Origin of the sequence: Pararhizobium sp. (assembly GCF_965279435.1) — a bacterium.
Classification (GTDB): Bacteria; Pseudomonadota; Alphaproteobacteria; order Rhizobiales; family Rhizobiaceae; genus Pararhizobium.
Genome location: NZ_CBDIHY010000003.1, coordinates 2,198,781 through 2,214,310 on the forward strand (window position 1 = coordinate 2,198,781; position 15,530 = coordinate 2,214,310).

General features: G+C 59.2%; 16 protein-coding genes. 8 read left to right on the top strand and 8 right to left on the bottom strand.

The annotated features are described in order from the left end of the window. Window positions 1-120: 120 nt before the first annotated feature. On the bottom strand, window positions 121-1,161 hold the full coding sequence (locus ACQY8Q_RS16215) for a glutamine synthetase beta-grasp domain-containing protein (RefSeq protein ID WP_428427515.1): 1,041 nt from the start codon (window positions 1,159-1,161) through the stop codon (window positions 121-123). Window positions 1,162-1,655: 494 nt separating this feature from the next. Between ACQY8Q_RS16215 and ACQY8Q_RS16220 the strand changes: the two genes are divergently transcribed. Next, on the top strand, window positions 1,656-1,847 hold the full coding sequence (locus ACQY8Q_RS16220; RefSeq protein WP_428427516.1) for a DUF2735 domain-containing protein: 192 nt from the start codon (window positions 1,656-1,658) through the stop codon (window positions 1,845-1,847). A 582-nt stretch (window positions 1,848-2,429) separates the two neighbouring features. On the opposite strand, the gene ACQY8Q_RS16225 is transcribed toward ACQY8Q_RS16220, so the two are convergent. The 6 genes from ACQY8Q_RS16225 to ACQY8Q_RS16250 form a co-directional block, all read right to left on the bottom strand. Continuing rightward, window positions 2,430-2,819, bottom strand: a complete 390-nt coding sequence (locus ACQY8Q_RS16225; protein ID WP_428427517.1) for a DUF930 domain-containing protein — start codon at window positions 2,817-2,819, stop codon at window positions 2,430-2,432. A 146-nt stretch (window positions 2,820-2,965) separates the two neighbouring features. After that, window positions 2,966-3,427 (bottom strand): YbaK/EbsC family protein, encoded by a 462-nt coding sequence (locus ACQY8Q_RS16230; protein ID WP_428427518.1) that lies wholly within the window; start codon window positions 3,425-3,427, stop codon window positions 2,966-2,968. 67 nt (window positions 3,428-3,494) lie between these two features. After that, window positions 3,495-3,683 (bottom strand): hypothetical protein, encoded by a 189-nt coding sequence (locus ACQY8Q_RS16235; protein WP_428427519.1) that lies wholly within the window; start codon window positions 3,681-3,683, stop codon window positions 3,495-3,497. 70 nt (window positions 3,684-3,753) lie between these two features. Further along, on the bottom strand, window positions 3,754-4,008 hold the full coding sequence (locus tag ACQY8Q_RS16240; RefSeq protein WP_428427520.1) for a GlsB/YeaQ/YmgE family stress response membrane protein: 255 nt from the start codon (window positions 4,006-4,008) through the stop codon (window positions 3,754-3,756). A 210-nt stretch (window positions 4,009-4,218) separates the two neighbouring features. Continuing rightward, on the bottom strand, window positions 4,219-5,511 hold the full coding sequence (gene rhaI / locus ACQY8Q_RS16245) for an L-rhamnose catabolism isomerase (protein WP_428427521.1): 1,293 nt from the start codon (window positions 5,509-5,511) through the stop codon (window positions 4,219-4,221). Between the two features lie 13 nt (window positions 5,512-5,524). After that, window positions 5,525-7,624, bottom strand: a complete 2,100-nt coding sequence (locus ACQY8Q_RS16250) for a bifunctional rhamnulose-1-phosphate aldolase/short-chain dehydrogenase (protein ID WP_428427522.1) — start codon at window positions 7,622-7,624, stop codon at window positions 5,525-5,527. Between the two features lie 213 nt (window positions 7,625-7,837). On the opposite strand from ACQY8Q_RS16250, the gene ACQY8Q_RS16255 reads away from it, so the two are divergent. From ACQY8Q_RS16255 to ACQY8Q_RS16285, 7 genes are all read left to right on the top strand, one after another. Continuing rightward, window positions 7,838-8,650 carry a DeoR/GlpR family DNA-binding transcription regulator gene (locus ACQY8Q_RS16255; RefSeq protein WP_037105479.1) on the top strand — a complete coding sequence of 271 codons (813 nt, stop codon included), beginning with the start codon at window positions 7,838-7,840 and terminating at the stop codon, window positions 8,648-8,650. Window positions 8,651-8,772: 122 nt separating this feature from the next. Beyond that, a complete protein-coding gene (gene rhaS, locus ACQY8Q_RS16260; protein WP_428427523.1) occupies window positions 8,773-9,762 on the top strand; it encodes a rhamnose ABC transporter substrate-binding protein in 990 nt (329 codons plus the stop codon). Between the two features lie 201 nt (window positions 9,763-9,963). Further along, window positions 9,964-11,460: a sugar ABC transporter ATP-binding protein gene (locus ACQY8Q_RS16265; protein WP_428427524.1), complete on the top strand. Its 1,497-nt coding sequence runs from the start codon at window positions 9,964-9,966 to the stop codon at window positions 11,458-11,460. After that, the gene (locus ACQY8Q_RS16270; protein WP_428429801.1) at window positions 11,457-12,437 is read left to right on the top strand and encodes an ABC transporter permease; all 981 of its coding nucleotides are present in this window, start codon (window positions 11,457-11,459) and stop codon (window positions 12,435-12,437) included. Before ACQY8Q_RS16265 ends, ACQY8Q_RS16270 begins: the two co-directional genes overlap by 4 nt. After that, window positions 12,437-13,441 (top strand): ABC transporter permease, encoded by a 1,005-nt coding sequence (locus ACQY8Q_RS16275; protein ID WP_428427525.1) that lies wholly within the window; start codon window positions 12,437-12,439, stop codon window positions 13,439-13,441. Before ACQY8Q_RS16270 ends, ACQY8Q_RS16275 begins: the two co-directional genes overlap by 1 nt. A gap of 7 nt (window positions 13,442-13,448) precedes the next feature. Next, window positions 13,449-13,763, top strand: coding sequence for an L-rhamnose mutarotase (gene rhaM / locus ACQY8Q_RS16280; RefSeq protein ID WP_428427526.1), 315 nt, complete (start codon window positions 13,449-13,451; stop codon window positions 13,761-13,763). 4 nt (window positions 13,764-13,767) lie between these two features. Continuing rightward, a complete protein-coding gene (locus ACQY8Q_RS16285; protein WP_428427527.1) occupies window positions 13,768-15,135 on the top strand; it encodes an FGGY-family carbohydrate kinase in 1,368 nt (455 codons plus the stop codon). Window positions 15,136-15,150: 15 nt separating this feature from the next. On the opposite strand, the gene ACQY8Q_RS16290 is transcribed toward ACQY8Q_RS16285, so the two are convergent. Continuing rightward, window positions 15,151-15,498 carry an ArsR/SmtB family transcription factor gene (locus ACQY8Q_RS16290; RefSeq protein ID WP_428427528.1) on the bottom strand — a complete coding sequence of 116 codons (348 nt, stop codon included), beginning with the start codon at window positions 15,496-15,498 and terminating at the stop codon, window positions 15,151-15,153. Window positions 15,499-15,530: the final 32 nt, after the last annotated feature.

Consider the following 15,530-nt stretch of genomic DNA (forward strand, 5'->3'; position numbering starts at 1 on the left):
CGGCTGGCCGTATCGTTATGGCTGGGAACGCCTTGTCGGCCTGAATTGCCAACCGGACACAAGAATGGCGCCGCCCGGGTGGGCGACGCCATAAGGTCGTATCGGTAGAGCGGCAGAAACTTAGGCGGCGGCCGAAACTTTGCCCGCAGTCGGGACTTCCGCAATCGTCTTCAGGATCTGCGAAGCGATCTGGTAGGGGCAGCCCTGCGAGTTCGGGCGGCGGTCTTCCAGGTAACCCTTGTAGCCGTTGTTGGCGAAGGAATGCGGAACGCGGATCGATGCGCCGCGGTCAGCAATACCGTAGCTGAACTTGTTCCACGGTGCCGTCTCGTGCTTGCCGGTCAGGCGCTTGTCGTTGTCCGGGCCGTAGACGGCGATGTGGTCGAGAAGGTTCTTCTCGAAAGCTGCCATCAGCGCTTCGAAATAGTCCTTGCCGCCGACTTCGCGCATGTACTTGGTCGAGAAGTTGGCGTGCATGCCCGAACCGTTCCAGTCGGTATCGCCCAGCGGCTTGCAATGGAACTCGATGTCGATGCCGTACTTTTCCGTCAGGCGCTGCAAGAGGTAGCGAGCCATCCAGATTTCATCGGCAGCGCGCTTCGAGCCCTTGCCGAACACCTGGAATTCCCACTGGCCCTTGGCCACTTCGGCATTGATGCCTTCGTGGTTGATGCCGGCTGCGAGGCAGAGGTCGAGATGCTCTTCGACGATCGTGCGGGCGATGTCACCGACGCTCGAATAGCCGACGCCCGTGTAGTACGGACCCTGCGGAGCCGGATAGCCGGTTTCCGGGAAGCCCAGCGGACGGCCGTTCTTGTAGAAGAAATATTCCTGCTCGAAGCCGAACCATGTGCCTTCGTCGTCAAGGATGGTGGCGCGGCTGTTGGAGGCGTGCGGGGTGACGCCATCGGGCATCATCACTTCGCACATGACCAGCGCGCCGTTGGTGCGGGCCGGATCCGGATAGATCGCAACCGGCTTCAAAACGCAATCCGAGCTGCGGCCTTCGGCCTGCATCGTCGAGGAACCGTCGAAACCCCAGAGCGGCAGCTGCTCGAGCGCCGGAAATGCGTCAAATTCCTTGACCTGTGTCTTACCGCGAAGGTTCGGGACCGGGGTATATCCGTCGAGCCAGATATACTCGAGCTTAAATTTCGTCATTTCTAACCTCTCATGGGTTGATGATGCACAACATCTGGAAAGCCCATCACGCTGCGCCGCCAACGGCTGCCATCTTATATGCAGGTGGCATGCCAGTTTGACTTGGGCGGGAAGCCACAAGCCAATTTTCTTCGGAAAGGCGCAAAACAGGGCGGCTGCGTGGCGCCAGGCTATGACGGATGCGAAAAGTTGAAGTCACTGGCGAAGTTGATGTTTTCGGCATCGCTTCCTGCCTTTTCGCAGCATTTTCCCGCCGGTTTTGGATTGGGATGGCTGGGTTTGTCCAAAAAATGCGCAGAACTTGCGACAATTTGACTGGAGTGCACACGCACAAAATTTATCGCAAAAATGTCATGAAAAATCAGATGCCTAAAAAATGGCCTATTTTTTAGGCGGATTGATTTTTTTTTAATCAATCCGCGCAAATCACGCCCAAGTCTGCTATGGTCTTTATAAGCAGTCCTGCTGAGGGCTGTGAAAAAGGAAAAGGCACTATGGCAATGATGTCTCCGGCCGGTACGGCCAAGATTTTCGAGTTCCCCGCCGGTGGGCGGAATTCGGGTGGCCGTCGCTTCGAGCAATCTGCCACGATCGCGGATATACGCCCGAAGCAGGTCCTCACTGTCGATTACAGCAACTGGTACCACGACGAAGCCGTCCGTGAGGAACAGACGCCGAAATCCTGAACGGCGGCAGGCTGAGAATTCCGATTGCCGCTAATTGCGGACATCGTGCGCCTTTGTGGCGCTGACATCGCGCGTTGACTGTTGTTCCGCGCCTATGGCATGGCTGGCTGATCGTCGCCACGAAACTGTTTTTCCAGCGACCGTATTTGCCGCGCATTGATAGTGGCTGCGGCCGCCTGCGCCTCTTCCATTCGAGAGCCGGCAAGACGGCGAGTTTCAGCCGATCAGGGGATTCAGCATGCCGGTCTTGGTTAACAAATTTCATCAGTGCCGACGATCGATAGGACGTTATTTTAACTTTTGAGGCGCAAATTTGAGCAGAATCGTTCGTCGGGTGCACCCAAACCGTTCGTTGGTGCGTTACTCGATAGGAGATTTGGCGCAATCGGCGGAATAGTCCTGCCGGGCGGGCGAAGATCACCGCAGGCCGGGAGCCAGACGGTTTCACGCGCTCCTGCAGATCAGAGGAGGCTCGACATGACTGATCATATCATGAAGACGCTTTTGAACATCATGGCTGCGCTGTCGTTCGGCGCCATCATGGTCCTGTTCGTCGTCCTGTAACAGCAGCAGAAATGCTGCTTACGGATAGAGATAATGGGCGTCCCACTCGTCATGCGGGATAAGGTCGCCGATCTTGTAGTTGAACGACAGAACCTCGATATGGTCCGGTCCCGTGCTGCATTTGTATTTTAGCTTGTACCACTCGCCCTTGCTCCGGAATACAGCACCTGGCGCTTTTAGATTGTCGGCATCGACGACCGGCTCGGCGAACGTATAGGCAATCACCTTGTCAGGCTTGAACGACGACTGATCGGCGCTGATCTTCCACATCGCTTCAGTGTCGCATCGCTGTTCCAGGCGGGTCTGCGGATCCAGTTTTTCAAATTGCTTGACCAGCGACTGATCCATGGCTGCCGCCGGTGCCGCAATCGCTGCGGCCATCAAGGGCAAACAAACAAGCCTGTTCATTGCGGATTGAACTCCTTCGTCACACCGGAAACATCGGCGTCGAGCCGGTAAGGAAGCCGGCAAATAGCGAACGTGAGGGCGAAGGAATGCCGGTTCCGGAGATTAACTTCAAGGAAACATTTGTGTTCATTCGAAGGCAGGCGGCCTCAAGTCTCCGACACGTCGATCCATTCGGCGAAGGACAACTGAGCCATCCGCTCCGGGTTGATCCGAACCGCCGCGTGCGGTGCGCCAGCGGCGGGAACGACCTCGTCGAAAGCCCTGAGCGAAATGTCGCAATAGACCTTGTGCGGTTTGGCAAGACCGAAGGGGCAGACGCCGCCGACAGGGTGGCCGGTCTCTTCCTCGACTTCGTCGAACCCGAGCATGCGGGCCTTGGTCGCAAACCGGGCCTTGTATTTCTTGTTGTCCAGGCGCGCGTCGCCGCGCGTAACAATCAGGATCACCTCGTCTGCCACCCGCAGCGCCAGTGTCTTGGCGATCTGTGCCGGCTCGACCCCATGTCCCGCCGCTGCAAGCGCCACGGTGGCGGTGCTTTGCTCAAGTTCGATAACGGCGATGTCGGGGGCGTGTTCGGCAAAGAAGGTCTTCACGGAAGCGATGCTCATCGGATGAAGGGACTTTTCTAATCGATGCCGCCCGGATGATCCGGGCGATAGGCCGTTGCCGATCTTTTCAGTCGTCGTTCGACGCGTCAAGATTTTCCGGGCGCGTGCCTTCCTGATCGTGCGGTAAATAGCCGTGGCTGGTAAACCAGTTGATCAGGATCGCGGAGATTGCCTCATCGCGCGTGTGCATGCCGGGATGATCGGAAATGAAGGATTGAATCGCTTGTTCGATCCTGGGATCGTAGATGTCAGACATAATGTCTCCAGAACAAAGATCGTGGATGTGCCGGTTGCCTCGCGGCAGACCGGCACGATGCCATGATAAGTCAAGCTTGCTTGACGATGCGGATCAGCACGAGAAGGATCACGGCACCGATCGTTGAATGGATGATGGCGGCAAGAATGCCACTGCCGATGCTGACGCCCAGATAGGGGAACAGCCAACCGGCAATGAAGGCGCCGATAATGCCGATGACCATATTCCCGATCAGGCCGAAGCCGAAACCCGAAACGATCAAGCCTGCAAGCCAGCCGGCGATGGCGCCGACGATAAGAAAGACAACAATGCTCTCGATACCCATGGATGGTTCCTTTCCGTTGTATCTGCAAGGAGCAAGATAGAGCGAAAAGTGTTTTGCGTTAGAGGGGAAATGCGCTCTTTGCCTATTTTTTGCCGTGAAAAGGCGGGAGTGGGCGATGAAGATGTCTTTTCGGCGTAAAAATGAGGAAACGACTGGCCTGAAACGGAAAAAGACCCGAGGGATCGGGCCTTTCTGGGTAGTCTGCGTTTCTCAGACGATACCGCCGCCGCCGCTCTTTGATGCCGGCCGTTCGCCGGAAACCTTGGCGCGATAGCCGCTGGCGCGATAGGCGGCAACCGGCGCGATGGCGCCGCCAGCCTCATAGCGCGACATAGCAAGGATGGGTTCGACATGCGTGCGGAACGCGGCCTTCAGCGTTTCCGTCGCCATCAGCGCATCATTACCGTCCTGATAGCCTTCCAGCACCTTGCGATCGACGAGCAGCGCCTGCGCATAGGCGCGGCTGACTTCCGTCGCCGAATTCATCAGGCTTTCGATCGGGTCGGTGACATTGTGGCTCTGGTCGAGCATGTGCATCGGCGCGAAGCCTTCTGCAGCCCTTGTCTCGGCATCGACCAGTTCGTTGAAGACGAGGAACAGGCGGTAGGGATCGATCGAGCCCGTATCCAGATCGTCGTCGCCATATTTCGAATCGTTGAAATGGAAGCCGCCGAGTTTCTTGAACTGGATCAGCCGTGCAACGATCATCTCGATATTGACGTTGGGTGCATGATGACCGAGATCGACCAGGCAATGCGCCTTGGGGCCGAGTTCCTGGGCGATCAGATAGTTGGTGCCCCAGTCCTGCACGACGGTCGAATAGAAGGCCGGTTCGAACATCTTATGCTCGGAAAAGATCTTCCAGTCATCCGGCAGCCCCTTGTAGATCGCCTTCATTGCCTCGAGATAACGTTCGAAGCTCTTGGTGAAGTTCACCTGCCCGGGAAAGTTGGAGCCGTCGCCGATCCAGACGGTCAGCGCCTTGGAGCCGAGCGCCTTGCCGATCTCGACACATTCGAGATTGTGATCGACAGCCTGCTGACGGGTCGCAGCATCGGCATGGCTGAGCGAACCGAACTTGTAGGAATTCGCCTGATCTGCAGCGTCGGAAAAGGTGTTGGAGTTCATCGCATCGAAGCCGAGACCCAGCGCGTTGCCCTTTTCCTTCAGTTCCGCAAGATCGTCCACCTTGTCCCAGGGGATATGCAGCGAGACCGTCGGCGTCGCCTTGGTCAATTGCTGGATCACCGAGCAATCCTCGATCTTGTCGAAGATATGACGCGGTTCGCCGGTGCCGGGAAAGCGGGCAAAACGGGTGCCGCCGGTGCCGACGCCCCAGGACGGGACCGCAACTCCGTAAGCCGATACTTTCGCTTTAACCGCGCCGATATCGATGCCCCGGCGGGCGAGTTGCGTGCCGAGATAGTCGTAATCGGCCTTCAGATCGGCAATGCGCGCGGCATTGTCGGTGGCGATAACGTCTTGTGTGATCATCCGTGTCATGTCGTTCTCCGGTCTAGCGTGTGAACGACTGGGCATTGCCCGCGTCGACATTGATGATATTGCCGGTCGACTTGGCCGACATGTCGGAGGCAAGGAAGTAGATCGCTTCGGCAATGTCTTCCGGAAAGACGCTGAGCTTCAGCATCGAACGCTCGCGATACATTGCCTCAAGTCCTTCCATATCCGTCTTGTAGACGGCGGCGCGCTGTTCCTTCCACTCGCCGCTCCAGATTTTTGAGCCGCGCAAAACGGCGTCCGGATTGACGACATTGACGCGGATCTGGGCGGATGCGCCTTCGAGCGCCAGGCACCGGGCAAGATGGATTTCGGCGGCCTTGGCGGTGCAATAGGCCGAGGCGCCGGGGGAGGCGGCAAGGCCGTTCTTGGAGGCGACGAAGACGACGTTGCCGCCGGCCTTCTGGTTGCGGAAGATGCGGAATGCTTCGCGTGAGACGAGGAAATATCCGGTCGCCAGGATATCCATGTTCTTGTTCCACAACGCCAGCGTCGTGTCTTCGATCGGCGCGGAGGAGGCGAGGCCGGCATTGGAAACGAGGATGTCGAGACCGCCGAATTCCAGCAGCGTATCGGCAAAGCTCCTTTCGACAGCGGCTTCATCGGTGACGTTCATCGTGACGGCGCGGACAAAATCCTTGCCGTAGCGGCCGCCGAGTTCGCTCAGTGCGGAGGCGAGCGCGGCCTCATCGATATCTGCGAGCACGACGCAGGCGCCTTCCTGCATCAAACGGTGAGCCGTCGCCTTGCCGATGCCACCAGCCCCGCCGGTGACCAGTGCGATCTTGCCGGCCAGCATTTTCGGCTTCGGCATGCGCTGGAGTTTGGCTTCCTCAAGCAGCCAGTATTCGATGTCGAAGGCTTCCTGTTCCGGCAGGCCGACATAGGTGGAGACGCCGGAGGCGCCGCGCATGACATTGATGGCGTTGACGTAGAATTCGCCGGAAATGCGCGCCGTCGCCTTGTCCTTGGCAAAGGTGATCATGCCGACGCCGGGGATGAGATAGACGACCGCATTCGGGTCGCGCATCGCCGGGCTGTTGTCACGCTTGCAACGCTCGTAATAGGCGGCATAACCGGCGCGGTATTCGGCGATGGCGGCTTCAAGGCCGGCCAGCGTCTTGTCGATGTCAGGGTTTGCCGGATCGAAATCGATCACCAATGGGCAAATCTTGGTGCGCAGGAAATGGTCTGGGCAGGATGTGCCGAGTGCTGCCAGCGGCTGAAGATTCTTCGACGTGACGAAATCGAGGACTGCCTGGCTGTCGTCGAAATGGCCAAGCTTGCGCTCGTCGGCACTGATCAAGCCGCGAATGACCGGCATCAGCTTTTGCGCAACCGCGCGGCGCTCAGCGGCCGGGAGAACAGGCTTGACTGCGCCACCGAAGGCCGGTGCCATGTTGGTCGTCTCGAACCAGGCAATCGCCTTGTTGATGATCTCGACGGTAGTCTCGTAGGCTTCCTTGGCCGTGTCGCCCCAGGTGAAGAGACCGTGGCTTTCAAGGATCAGGCCGCGTGCGTTCGGGTTCTCAGCGCAGAATTTCGAAAGCCATAGGCCAAGCTCGAAGCCGGGACGTTTCCAGGGCAGCCAGCCGATATCGTCACCAAAAATTTTCTGGGTCAGCTCGCGGCTGTTGTTGGAGGCAGCGATGGCAATGATCGCATCCGGGTGCATGTGATCGACATGCTTCTTGGGCACATAGGCGTGTAGCGGCGTGTCGATCGAAGCGGCGCGCGGATTGAGGTTGAAGGTGCAATGCGGCAGGTAACCGACCATTTCGTCTTCATGTTCGAGGCCGCGATAGAGGCCCTTCAGGGCTTCGAGCTTCTCCATATAGAGTGTCGAAAAGCCGTCCATCTTGATCGTGCCGACATCGCCGCCGGAACCCTTGACCCAGAGAACCTCGACCGTGCCGCCGCCGAGCGGATCCTTTTCCATCACTTTGGCAGAGGTATTGCCGCCGCCATAATTGGTGATGCGCTTGTCGGAGCCGAGCAGGTTGGAGCGGTACAGAAGCCGCTCGGCTTCGTTCATCGCCGCTGCCTTGACGTCGTCCCAGAGATTGGCAAGGCGCGCGCCTTGTTGCTTGTCGAGCATCGATCATTCCTCCCGGTCAATTCCGCGCCAGCCCGGTAGATTTCGCCGGGCAAAGAGCGCATTCGTTGCGATCAGATCACACAAAGATCCGCCGCATGTCAATCAGAAACGATCAAATTCAGTCATATTGCACTGCACAATGAAAAAATATGATTGTTTGTGATTGACAATGCGCGGTCGTGATGGAAGCATAGACAATATTGGAGGAGCCTAATGCACGAGAAAGAGCGACACAGGATCATTCTGTCAGCGGTCCAGGACAAGCCGGTCATCACCGTGCCTGAGCTGGTCGATCTGACCGATAGTTCTGAAGCGACGATCCGCAGGGATATCGCGGCGCTGCATGTGCAAAAACGTCTGCGCCGGGTGCGCGGCGGGGCGGAAGCCATCAATCCACCGCAGTTCGTCGGCCTTGCCGGCCGTCCGTTCAGTGTCAACGAGGGCCTGCATGCCCGCCAGAAGCAGGCGATTGCCAAGGAAGCCGTCGCGCTCTGTCAGGATGGCGAGCCGATCATCATCAATGGCGGCACCACGACGTTCCAGATGGTGCATTTCCTCGCCAACCGCCGCATGCAGGTGTTCACCAATTCGTTCCCGATTGCCGAGCATCTGCTCAAGCACTCGAAGAATACCGTGATGCTCTCGGGTGGCACGATCTACCGCGAGCAGAACATCATCCTCAGCCCGTTCGATAATGACGTGACGCGCAATTTCTATGCGCGCCGCATGTTCATGGGCGCGCAGGGGCTGGGTCCGCTCGGCCTGATGGAAGGCGATCCGCTGCTCATCCAGGCGGAGCAGAAGTTGATCGACCAAGCCGACGAACTCGTCGTTCTGATCGACTCGTCGAAATTTCACAAACGCTCCAGCCTCATTCTTTGCGGGCTGAAGCGCATCACCACGGTGATCACGGATTCGGGCATCGAGGACCGGCATGTCCAGATGCTCGAAGATGCAGGCGTCGGCTTGGTCATCGCCAATACGCGCTCGGGCATTGTTGAAGAGAATGCTTCCTCGTCGGCGTAAAGCCGGCGGGAGGAGGGGAGTGGGAACCGCCGATGGCGTCACGCCGGCTGGCAAAGTTTTGAGAGCATACAGCCGAATGAACGCGATCATTGTGACCGCGCGGCTTCTGGGAGGAGAACGTCATGAAAATTGTCAAGGCACTGATGGTCACGACAGCGGTTTCGCTGGCACTGATGGCCGGTACCGCGCACGCGGAAACCAAGAAAATCGCCCTCGTCGTCAAGGCGCTCGGCATCGGCTTCTTTGAAGCAGCCAACAAGGGCGCGCAGGAAGCCGCCAAGGAACTCGGCGATGTCGAAGTGATCTACACCGGCCCGACGACGACGACTGCCGAAGGCCAGATCGAGGTCATCAACTCGCTGATCGCCCAGAAGGTCGATGCGATCGCCGTATCCGCCAACGACACCGACGCCCTGGTTCCGGCCCTGAAAAAGGCCATGGATCGCGGCATCAAGGTCATCTCCTGGGATTCGGGCGTCGCCAAAGAAGGCCGCTCAATGCAGCTGAACCCGTCGTCGAGCCCGCTGATCGGCAACATGATCATCAAGCTTGCAGCCGACCAGCTGCCTGAAGGTGGGGACGTTGCCGTTCTCTCCGCGACTGCCACATCCACGAACCAGAATGTCTGGATCGAAGAAATGAAAAAGGTTCAGGGCAACTACAAGGGCATCAACGTCGTTGCCACCGTCTACGGCGACGACTTGGCCGACAAGTCCTATCGCGAAACACAAGGGCTCATCCAGTCCTACCCGAACCTGAAGGCGATCATCGCTCCGACTTCCGTTGGCATCGTTGCTGCCGCGCAGGCCGTCGAAGATGCCGGCAAGGTCGGCCAGATCAACGTCACCGGTCTCGGCCTTCCTTCGGAAATGGCTGGCCATGTGAAGGCCGGTTCGTCCAAGTCCTTCGCCATCTGGAACCCGATCGACCTCGGCTATTCCGCAACCATGATCGCCTATGACCTGATCGGCGGCGCGGAAGCAAAGCCGGGCGCCGAACTGAAGATGGGCCGCATGGGTACCGTCAAGCTCGACGACAACACCGAAGGCGCCATGGCCGACCCGTTCATCTACGACGCCAAGAACGTCGAAGAATTCGCCAAGATCTTCTGATCGCGGTTTAACCCTCCCCCTTGTGGGGAGGGTCGGAGCGAAGCGGAGGGGAGGGGTTATTTCTTTTTAAAAAGGGAATCCCCTCCCCAACCCTCCCCACAAGGGGGAGGGAGTTCATCGAGCCCGCCGATCCTGTCCCTATTCAATCGTATACTCACATCGGTGGATTGCCTCTTGCTGCAGGAAACGACCACATCGCGGATGAAACCCGCTGTCGCGCTTGAGGGCATATCCAAGTCCTTTCCGGGCGTGAAAGCACTGTCCGACGTCTCGCTCGCTCTTTACCCGGGCTCCGTCACGGCGCTGATCGGCGAAAACGGCGCGGGCAAATCGACGCTCGTCAAGATCCTCACCGGCATCTACCAGTCGGACGGCGGCACGATCCGTGTCGGTGGCAAGGAAACCCATTTTCCGACGGCGCTGTCCGCAGCGCATGCCGGCGTCACCGCGATCCATCAGGAAACCGTGTTGTTCGATGAACTGTCGGTCGCCGAAAACATCTTTCTCGGCCACGCGCCGCGCAACCGTTTCGGTCTGATCGACTGGAAAAAACTGAACGGCAATGCCCGCGAACTGCTTTCCCGCGTTGGCACAGACATCGATCCGACCATCCGGCTGCGCGATCTCGGCATTGCCAACAAGCATATGGTGGCGATTGCCCGCGCCCTGTCGATTGACGCCAGCGTCGTCATCATGGATGAGCCGACGGCCGCTTTGTCGCACAAGGAAATCCACGAGCTTTATGAGCTGATTGACCGTCTGAAGGCAGACGGCAAGGCGATCCTCTTTATCAGCCACAAGTTCGATGAAATCTTCCGCATTGCCGATCGCTACACCGTGTTTCGCGATGGCGGCATGGTCGGCGAGGGGTTGATTGCCGATGTGACGCAGGATCAGTTGGTCAAGATGATGGTCGGCCGCGATGTCGGTCAGGTCTTTCCGAAGGTTGATGTCGCGATCGGCGAACCGGTCCTGACCGTCTCTGGCTATCGCCATCCGACCGAATTCGAGGATATCAATTTCGAGCTGCGCCGCGGTGAAATCCTCGGCTTCTACGGCCTGATCGGTGCCGGCCGTTCCGAATTCATGCAGTCGCTGATCGGTATCACCCGGCCGTCTGCCGGTGCGGTCAAATTGAACGGCGACGTGCTTGTCATCCGCTCTCCCGCCGAAGCGATCGAGGCCGGGATCGTCTATGTGCCGGAGGAACGCGGCCGTCAGGGTGCGATCATCGGCCTGCCGATCTTCCAGAACGTCACGCTGCCCTCGCTTCAGAAAACCTCGCGGGCGGGCTTTCTGAAGCTTGCCAACGAGTTTGCGCTGGCGCGCGACTATACGCAGCGCCTCGACCTGCGCGCCGCCTCGCTCGATCAGGATGTCGGCACGCTGTCGGGCGGCAACCAGCAGAAGGTGGTGATCGCCAAATGGCTGGCGACACAGCCGAAGGTGATCATTCTCGATGAGCCGACCAAGGGCATCGATATCGGCTCCAAGGCTGCGGTGCACGCCTTCATGAGCGAACTGGCAGGGCAGGGATTGAGCGTCATCATGGTCTCCTCGGAAATCCCCGAAATCATGGGCATGGCCGATCGCGTCATCGTCATGCGTGAAGGCCGCATCGCCGGGCGTTTTGAGCGCGCTGAACTGACGGCCGAAAAGCTGGTCCGTGCCGCCGCTGGCATTGGGGAGGCCGTATAATGGCAAAGTTGCTCAAGAACCGCGAAATCCTTCTGGTCATCGCCATCATCGCTCTGGTCTTCCTGATCGCGCTGCGCTTCCCCGGTTTCGTAGCGCCAGTCAATCTGGCGCGCGTCTATAATGACACCTCGATCCTGATCATCCTGGCGCTCGGCCAGATGGCCGTCATCCTGACGCGCTGTATCGACCTGTCGATGGCGGCCAATCTGGCGCTGTCCGGCATGGTCGCGGCAATGGTCAATGCCGCCTTTCCGGGCATACCGATCCCGCTGGTCATTCTCGCCGTCGTCGCCCTTGGCGCCGCCCTCGGCTCGATCAACGGCCTGCTCGTCTGGAAGCTCGACATTCCGCCGATCGTCGTGACGCTCGGTACACTGACCATCTTTCGCGGGAGCATCTTTCTCCTGAGCAAGGGCGCGTGGATCAATGCGCATCAGATGAGCGATGCCTTCAAGGCGCTGCCGCGTGCGCCGCTGATCGGCTTTCCTGTCCTGTCATGGCTCTCGGTTCTGGCAATCGCCGCCGTCTACATCCTGATGACGCGCACGCCGATCGGCCGCGCCTTCTTTGCCGTCGGCGGCAATCCGCATGCGGCCGTCTATACCGGCATCGATGTCGGCCGCACGCGCTTTCTCGCCTATTGCCTGTCCGGTGGGCTGGCTGGCCTCGCCGGCTACCTCTGGGTGTCGCGCTATGCGGTCGCCTATGTCGATATCGCCGCCGGTTTCGAACTCGATATCATCGCAGCCTGCGTCATCGGCGGCATCTCGATTGCCGGTGGCATCGGTTCTGTCGGCGGTGCGGTGCTCGGCAGCCTGTTCCTTGGGGTCATCAAGAATGCGCTGCCGGTCATCAATATCTCGCCCTTTGCCCAGCTGGCGATTTCCGGTGCGGTGATCATCATCGCCGTTGCCGTCAATGCCCGGACTGAAAAGCGCAAGGGCCGTGTCATTCTGAAGAAGGCGGAGGCGGTCTGATGGCGGAAGCGCATCTTTCACCCCGGATCATTCCGGATCGTCTGCAGAGCCGCGGCAGCCGCGCGCTGAAGAGCTGGGAGAGCCTGCTCCTGGTGGTGGCGATCCTGATCTTCGCGATCAACTCGTTTGCCTCGCCCTATTTCCTCGATCCATGGAACCTGTCCGACGCGACATTCAACTTTACCGAAAAGGCGCTGATCGCCTTTGCCATGGCACTGGTCATCATTTCCGGTGAAATCGACCTCTCCGTCGCCTCGATCATCGCCCTGTCTTCGACCGCCATGGGCCTTGCCGTAACGATGGGCGCCGATACGCCGATGCTGGTCGTCGTCGGGCTGGGCACGGGGCTCCTCTGCGGCGCAGTCAACGGGCTGTTGATCACCGGCCTCGGCCTGCCATCGATCGTCGTCACCATCGGCACGATGAGCCTGTTTCGCGGCCTGTCTTTCATCATACTGGGCGACCAGGCCTATACGGGCTATCCGGCGAGCTTCGCCTATTTCGGCCAGGGCTATGTCTGGTGGGTTTTCTCGTTCGAATTCGTACTCTTCGTGTTCTTCGCAATTGTCTACAGCGTGCTGCTGCACAAAACGAATTTCGGCCGCGCCGTCTATGCCATCGGCAACAACCAGACGGCAGTATTGTTCTCCGGTGTCCGCGTCGCTCGCGTGAAGTTCATTCTGTTCCTGCTGACGGGCCTGATGGCGGGCATTGCCTCGATCTGCCTGACCTCGCGCCTCGGCTCCACCCGTCCGTCGATTGCGCTCGGCGTCGAGCTGGAAGTGGTGACGATGGTGGTGCTGGGTGGCGTCAGCATTCTCGGCGGTTCCGGCACCATTCCAGGCGTCGTGCTCGCCGCGTTCATCATGGGCATGGTCACCTTCGGTTTCGGGCTCTTGAACGTGCCAGGCATCGTCATGTCGATCTTTATCGGCGTGCTGTTGATTTCCGTCATCGCATTGCCGATCCTGTGGTCACGCGCCCGCCGCCGCACGGCCCATTGAGGATAGAATGGAAAAATACGCTTTCCGCATGCGGCTCAATCCCGGCATGACTGAGGAATACAAGGCGCGCCATGACGCGATCTGGCCGGAATTGTCGGCGCTTCTCACGGACGCCGGCGTGTCGGATTATTCGATCCATCTCGACGAAGAGACAAACATGCTGTTCGGTGTTCTCTGGCGGCGGGATGATCACACCATGGCCGATCTGCCCAAACATCCGGTGATGCAGAAATGGTGGGCCCATATGGCTGACATCATGGAGACGAAGGCGGACAACGAGCCTGTCGCCGTGCCGCTGACAACCGTCTTTCATATGAAGTAGTGCCATGAAAACCATCGCCGTCATCGATATCGGCAAGACGAATGCCAAGGTCGCATTGGTTGATCTCGACAGGTTTGAGGAAACGGCGGTGCGCAAGACCGCCAATGGTGTCATGACCGAAGGCCCCTACCCGCATTTCGACGTCGAGCGTCTGTGGCGGTTCATTGCCGAAAGCCTCGCCGCGCTGAATGCCGAGACACCGATCGAGGCGATCTCTGTCACCACCCACGGCGCGACAGCCGTTCTGCTCGATAGGAACGGCGATCTTGCCCTGCCGCTGCTCGATTATGAATTCACCGGACCCGATACGCTCGCCGGACACTATGAGACGGTTCGCCCGCCCTTTTCCGAAACTGGTGCTGCCAGATTGCCGATGGGGCTAAACATCGGCGCGCAAATCTACTGGCAGGAACAGACATTCCCTGACCAATTTGCCAATGTCGCCAGCATCCTCACCTACGCGCAATACTGGTCCTACCGGCTGACCGGTGTCCTTTCCACCGAGCTGACATCGCTCGGCTGCCACACCGATCTCTGGAATCCCTATTCTGCCGACTTCTCCACTATGGTCGACGCCCGCGGCTGGAGGCCGCTGTTTGCGCCGGTACGGCGTGCAAGCGATGTCCTGGGTGGATTGACCCCGAAGGCTGCGAAGGCCGCTGGGCTACCCGTAGGTTTGCCGGTCTATTGCGGCATCCACGATTCCAATTCCTCGCTGCTGCCGCATGTGCTGACGCGGAAAGCGCCGTTCTCCGTGGTGTCCACCGGAACCTGGGTGGTGATGATGGCGATGGGCGCAAGAAAGGTGGCGCTGGACGAGGCGCGCGACACGCTGATCAATGTCAACGCGCTCGGCGATCCCGTACCCTCGGCCCGCTTCATGGGCGGGCGGGCATTCTCGACGCTGATCCCCGATCCGGCAGTCATGGTTTCCGAGGATGTCGAGGCGGAGGTCGCAGCTGCTGAATGGATGCTGCTGCCATCGGTACCCGAAGGCTCCGGGCCTTTCCCGCACGTCAAGGCCTCCTGGACCTGCGACGAGGCGTCGTTGACAGGCTCACAAAGGCTTGCCGTCGTCTCCTTCCATCTGGCGATGATGACGGCCAGTTCGCTCGACCTGATCGGCGCCGAAGGCGAGATCGTCGTCGAGGGGCCGTTCGCGGTTAATCCAAGCTATCTGCGGATGCTGAAGGCCGCGACCGGCCGGCCTGTGCTGATCGGCAGCCAGAGTGCTACCGGCACCAGCCTTGGGACGGCATGCCTTGTCGATGGCAGCCGGGCACAGGCGCACACGGTGGAATTCGAGGGGGAAGTTCCTGAGGCGTATATAGCTTACGCGGCACACTGGACCAAGCTCGTCCAGGCCTTATAGCCGGCATCGGCCAGACTATGACGATGCCACCTTATCGGCGTTGAAGATCGCTGACAACAGCCCGGGAAACCGTGCCTCCAGATCATCCTGCCGCAGTGACATATAGATGACCCGGCCTTCCGGCCGCTGCCGGATCACGCCGGCCTCGCGCAGCACGCGCCAATGATGCGTCATCGTTGATTTCGAAACGTCCGTTACGAAGTCGCTGCAGATACATTCGCCCGTCGCGATCTGCTTCACTGCCGCCAGCCGGATCGGGTTGCCCAGAGCCAGAAGCACATCGGGCAGGCGAAGGTCGTCACGCGTGGGATGATGGTCGTTCATCAAGGCAAGATAATAAACCGTTCGCGTACAGTCAAACATTTTGGACGTATTGCGTTGACAATTGTACGATT

Bases quoted from the DNA above. Each gene is read 5' to 3' on its own strand.
- ACQY8Q_RS16215 (WP_428427515.1), bottom strand. From the start codon at position 1,161: ATGACGAAATTTAAGCTCGAGTATATCTGGCTCGACGGATATACCCCG.
- ACQY8Q_RS16220 (WP_428427516.1), top strand. From the start codon at position 1,656: ATGGCAATGATGTCTCCGGCCGGTACGGCCAAGATTTTCGAGTTCCCC.
- ACQY8Q_RS16225 (WP_428427517.1), bottom strand. From the start codon at position 2,819: ATGAACAGGCTTGTTTGTTTGCCCTTGATGGCCGCAGCGATTGCGGCA.
- ACQY8Q_RS16230 (WP_428427518.1), bottom strand. From the start codon at position 3,427: ATGAGCATCGCTTCCGTGAAGACCTTCTTTGCCGAACACGCCCCCGAC.
- ACQY8Q_RS16235 (WP_428427519.1), bottom strand. From the start codon at position 3,683: ATGTCTGACATCTACGATCCCAGGATCGAACAAGCGATTCAATCCTTC.
- ACQY8Q_RS16240 (WP_428427520.1), bottom strand. From the start codon at position 4,008: ATGGGTATCGAGAGCATTGTTGTCTTTCTTATCGTCGGCGCCATCGCC.
- rhaI (WP_428427521.1), bottom strand. From the start codon at position 5,511: ATGACACGGATGATCACACAAGACGTTATCGCCACCGACAATGCCGCG.
- ACQY8Q_RS16250 (WP_428427522.1), bottom strand. From the start codon at position 7,624: ATGCTCGACAAGCAACAAGGCGCGCGCCTTGCCAATCTCTGGGACGAC.
- ACQY8Q_RS16255 (WP_037105479.1), top strand. From the start codon at position 7,838: ATGCACGAGAAAGAGCGACACAGGATCATTCTGTCAGCGGTCCAGGAC.
- rhaS (WP_428427523.1), top strand. From the start codon at position 8,773: ATGAAAATTGTCAAGGCACTGATGGTCACGACAGCGGTTTCGCTGGCA.
- ACQY8Q_RS16265 (WP_428427524.1), top strand. From the start codon at position 9,964: ATGAAACCCGCTGTCGCGCTTGAGGGCATATCCAAGTCCTTTCCGGGC.
- ACQY8Q_RS16275 (WP_428427525.1), top strand. From the start codon at position 12,437: ATGGCGGAAGCGCATCTTTCACCCCGGATCATTCCGGATCGTCTGCAG.
- rhaM (WP_428427526.1), top strand. From the start codon at position 13,449: ATGGAAAAATACGCTTTCCGCATGCGGCTCAATCCCGGCATGACTGAG.
- ACQY8Q_RS16285 (WP_428427527.1), top strand. From the start codon at position 13,768: ATGAAAACCATCGCCGTCATCGATATCGGCAAGACGAATGCCAAGGTC.
- ACQY8Q_RS16290 (WP_428427528.1), bottom strand. From the start codon at position 15,498: ATGTTTGACTGTACGCGAACGGTTTATTATCTTGCCTTGATGAACGAC.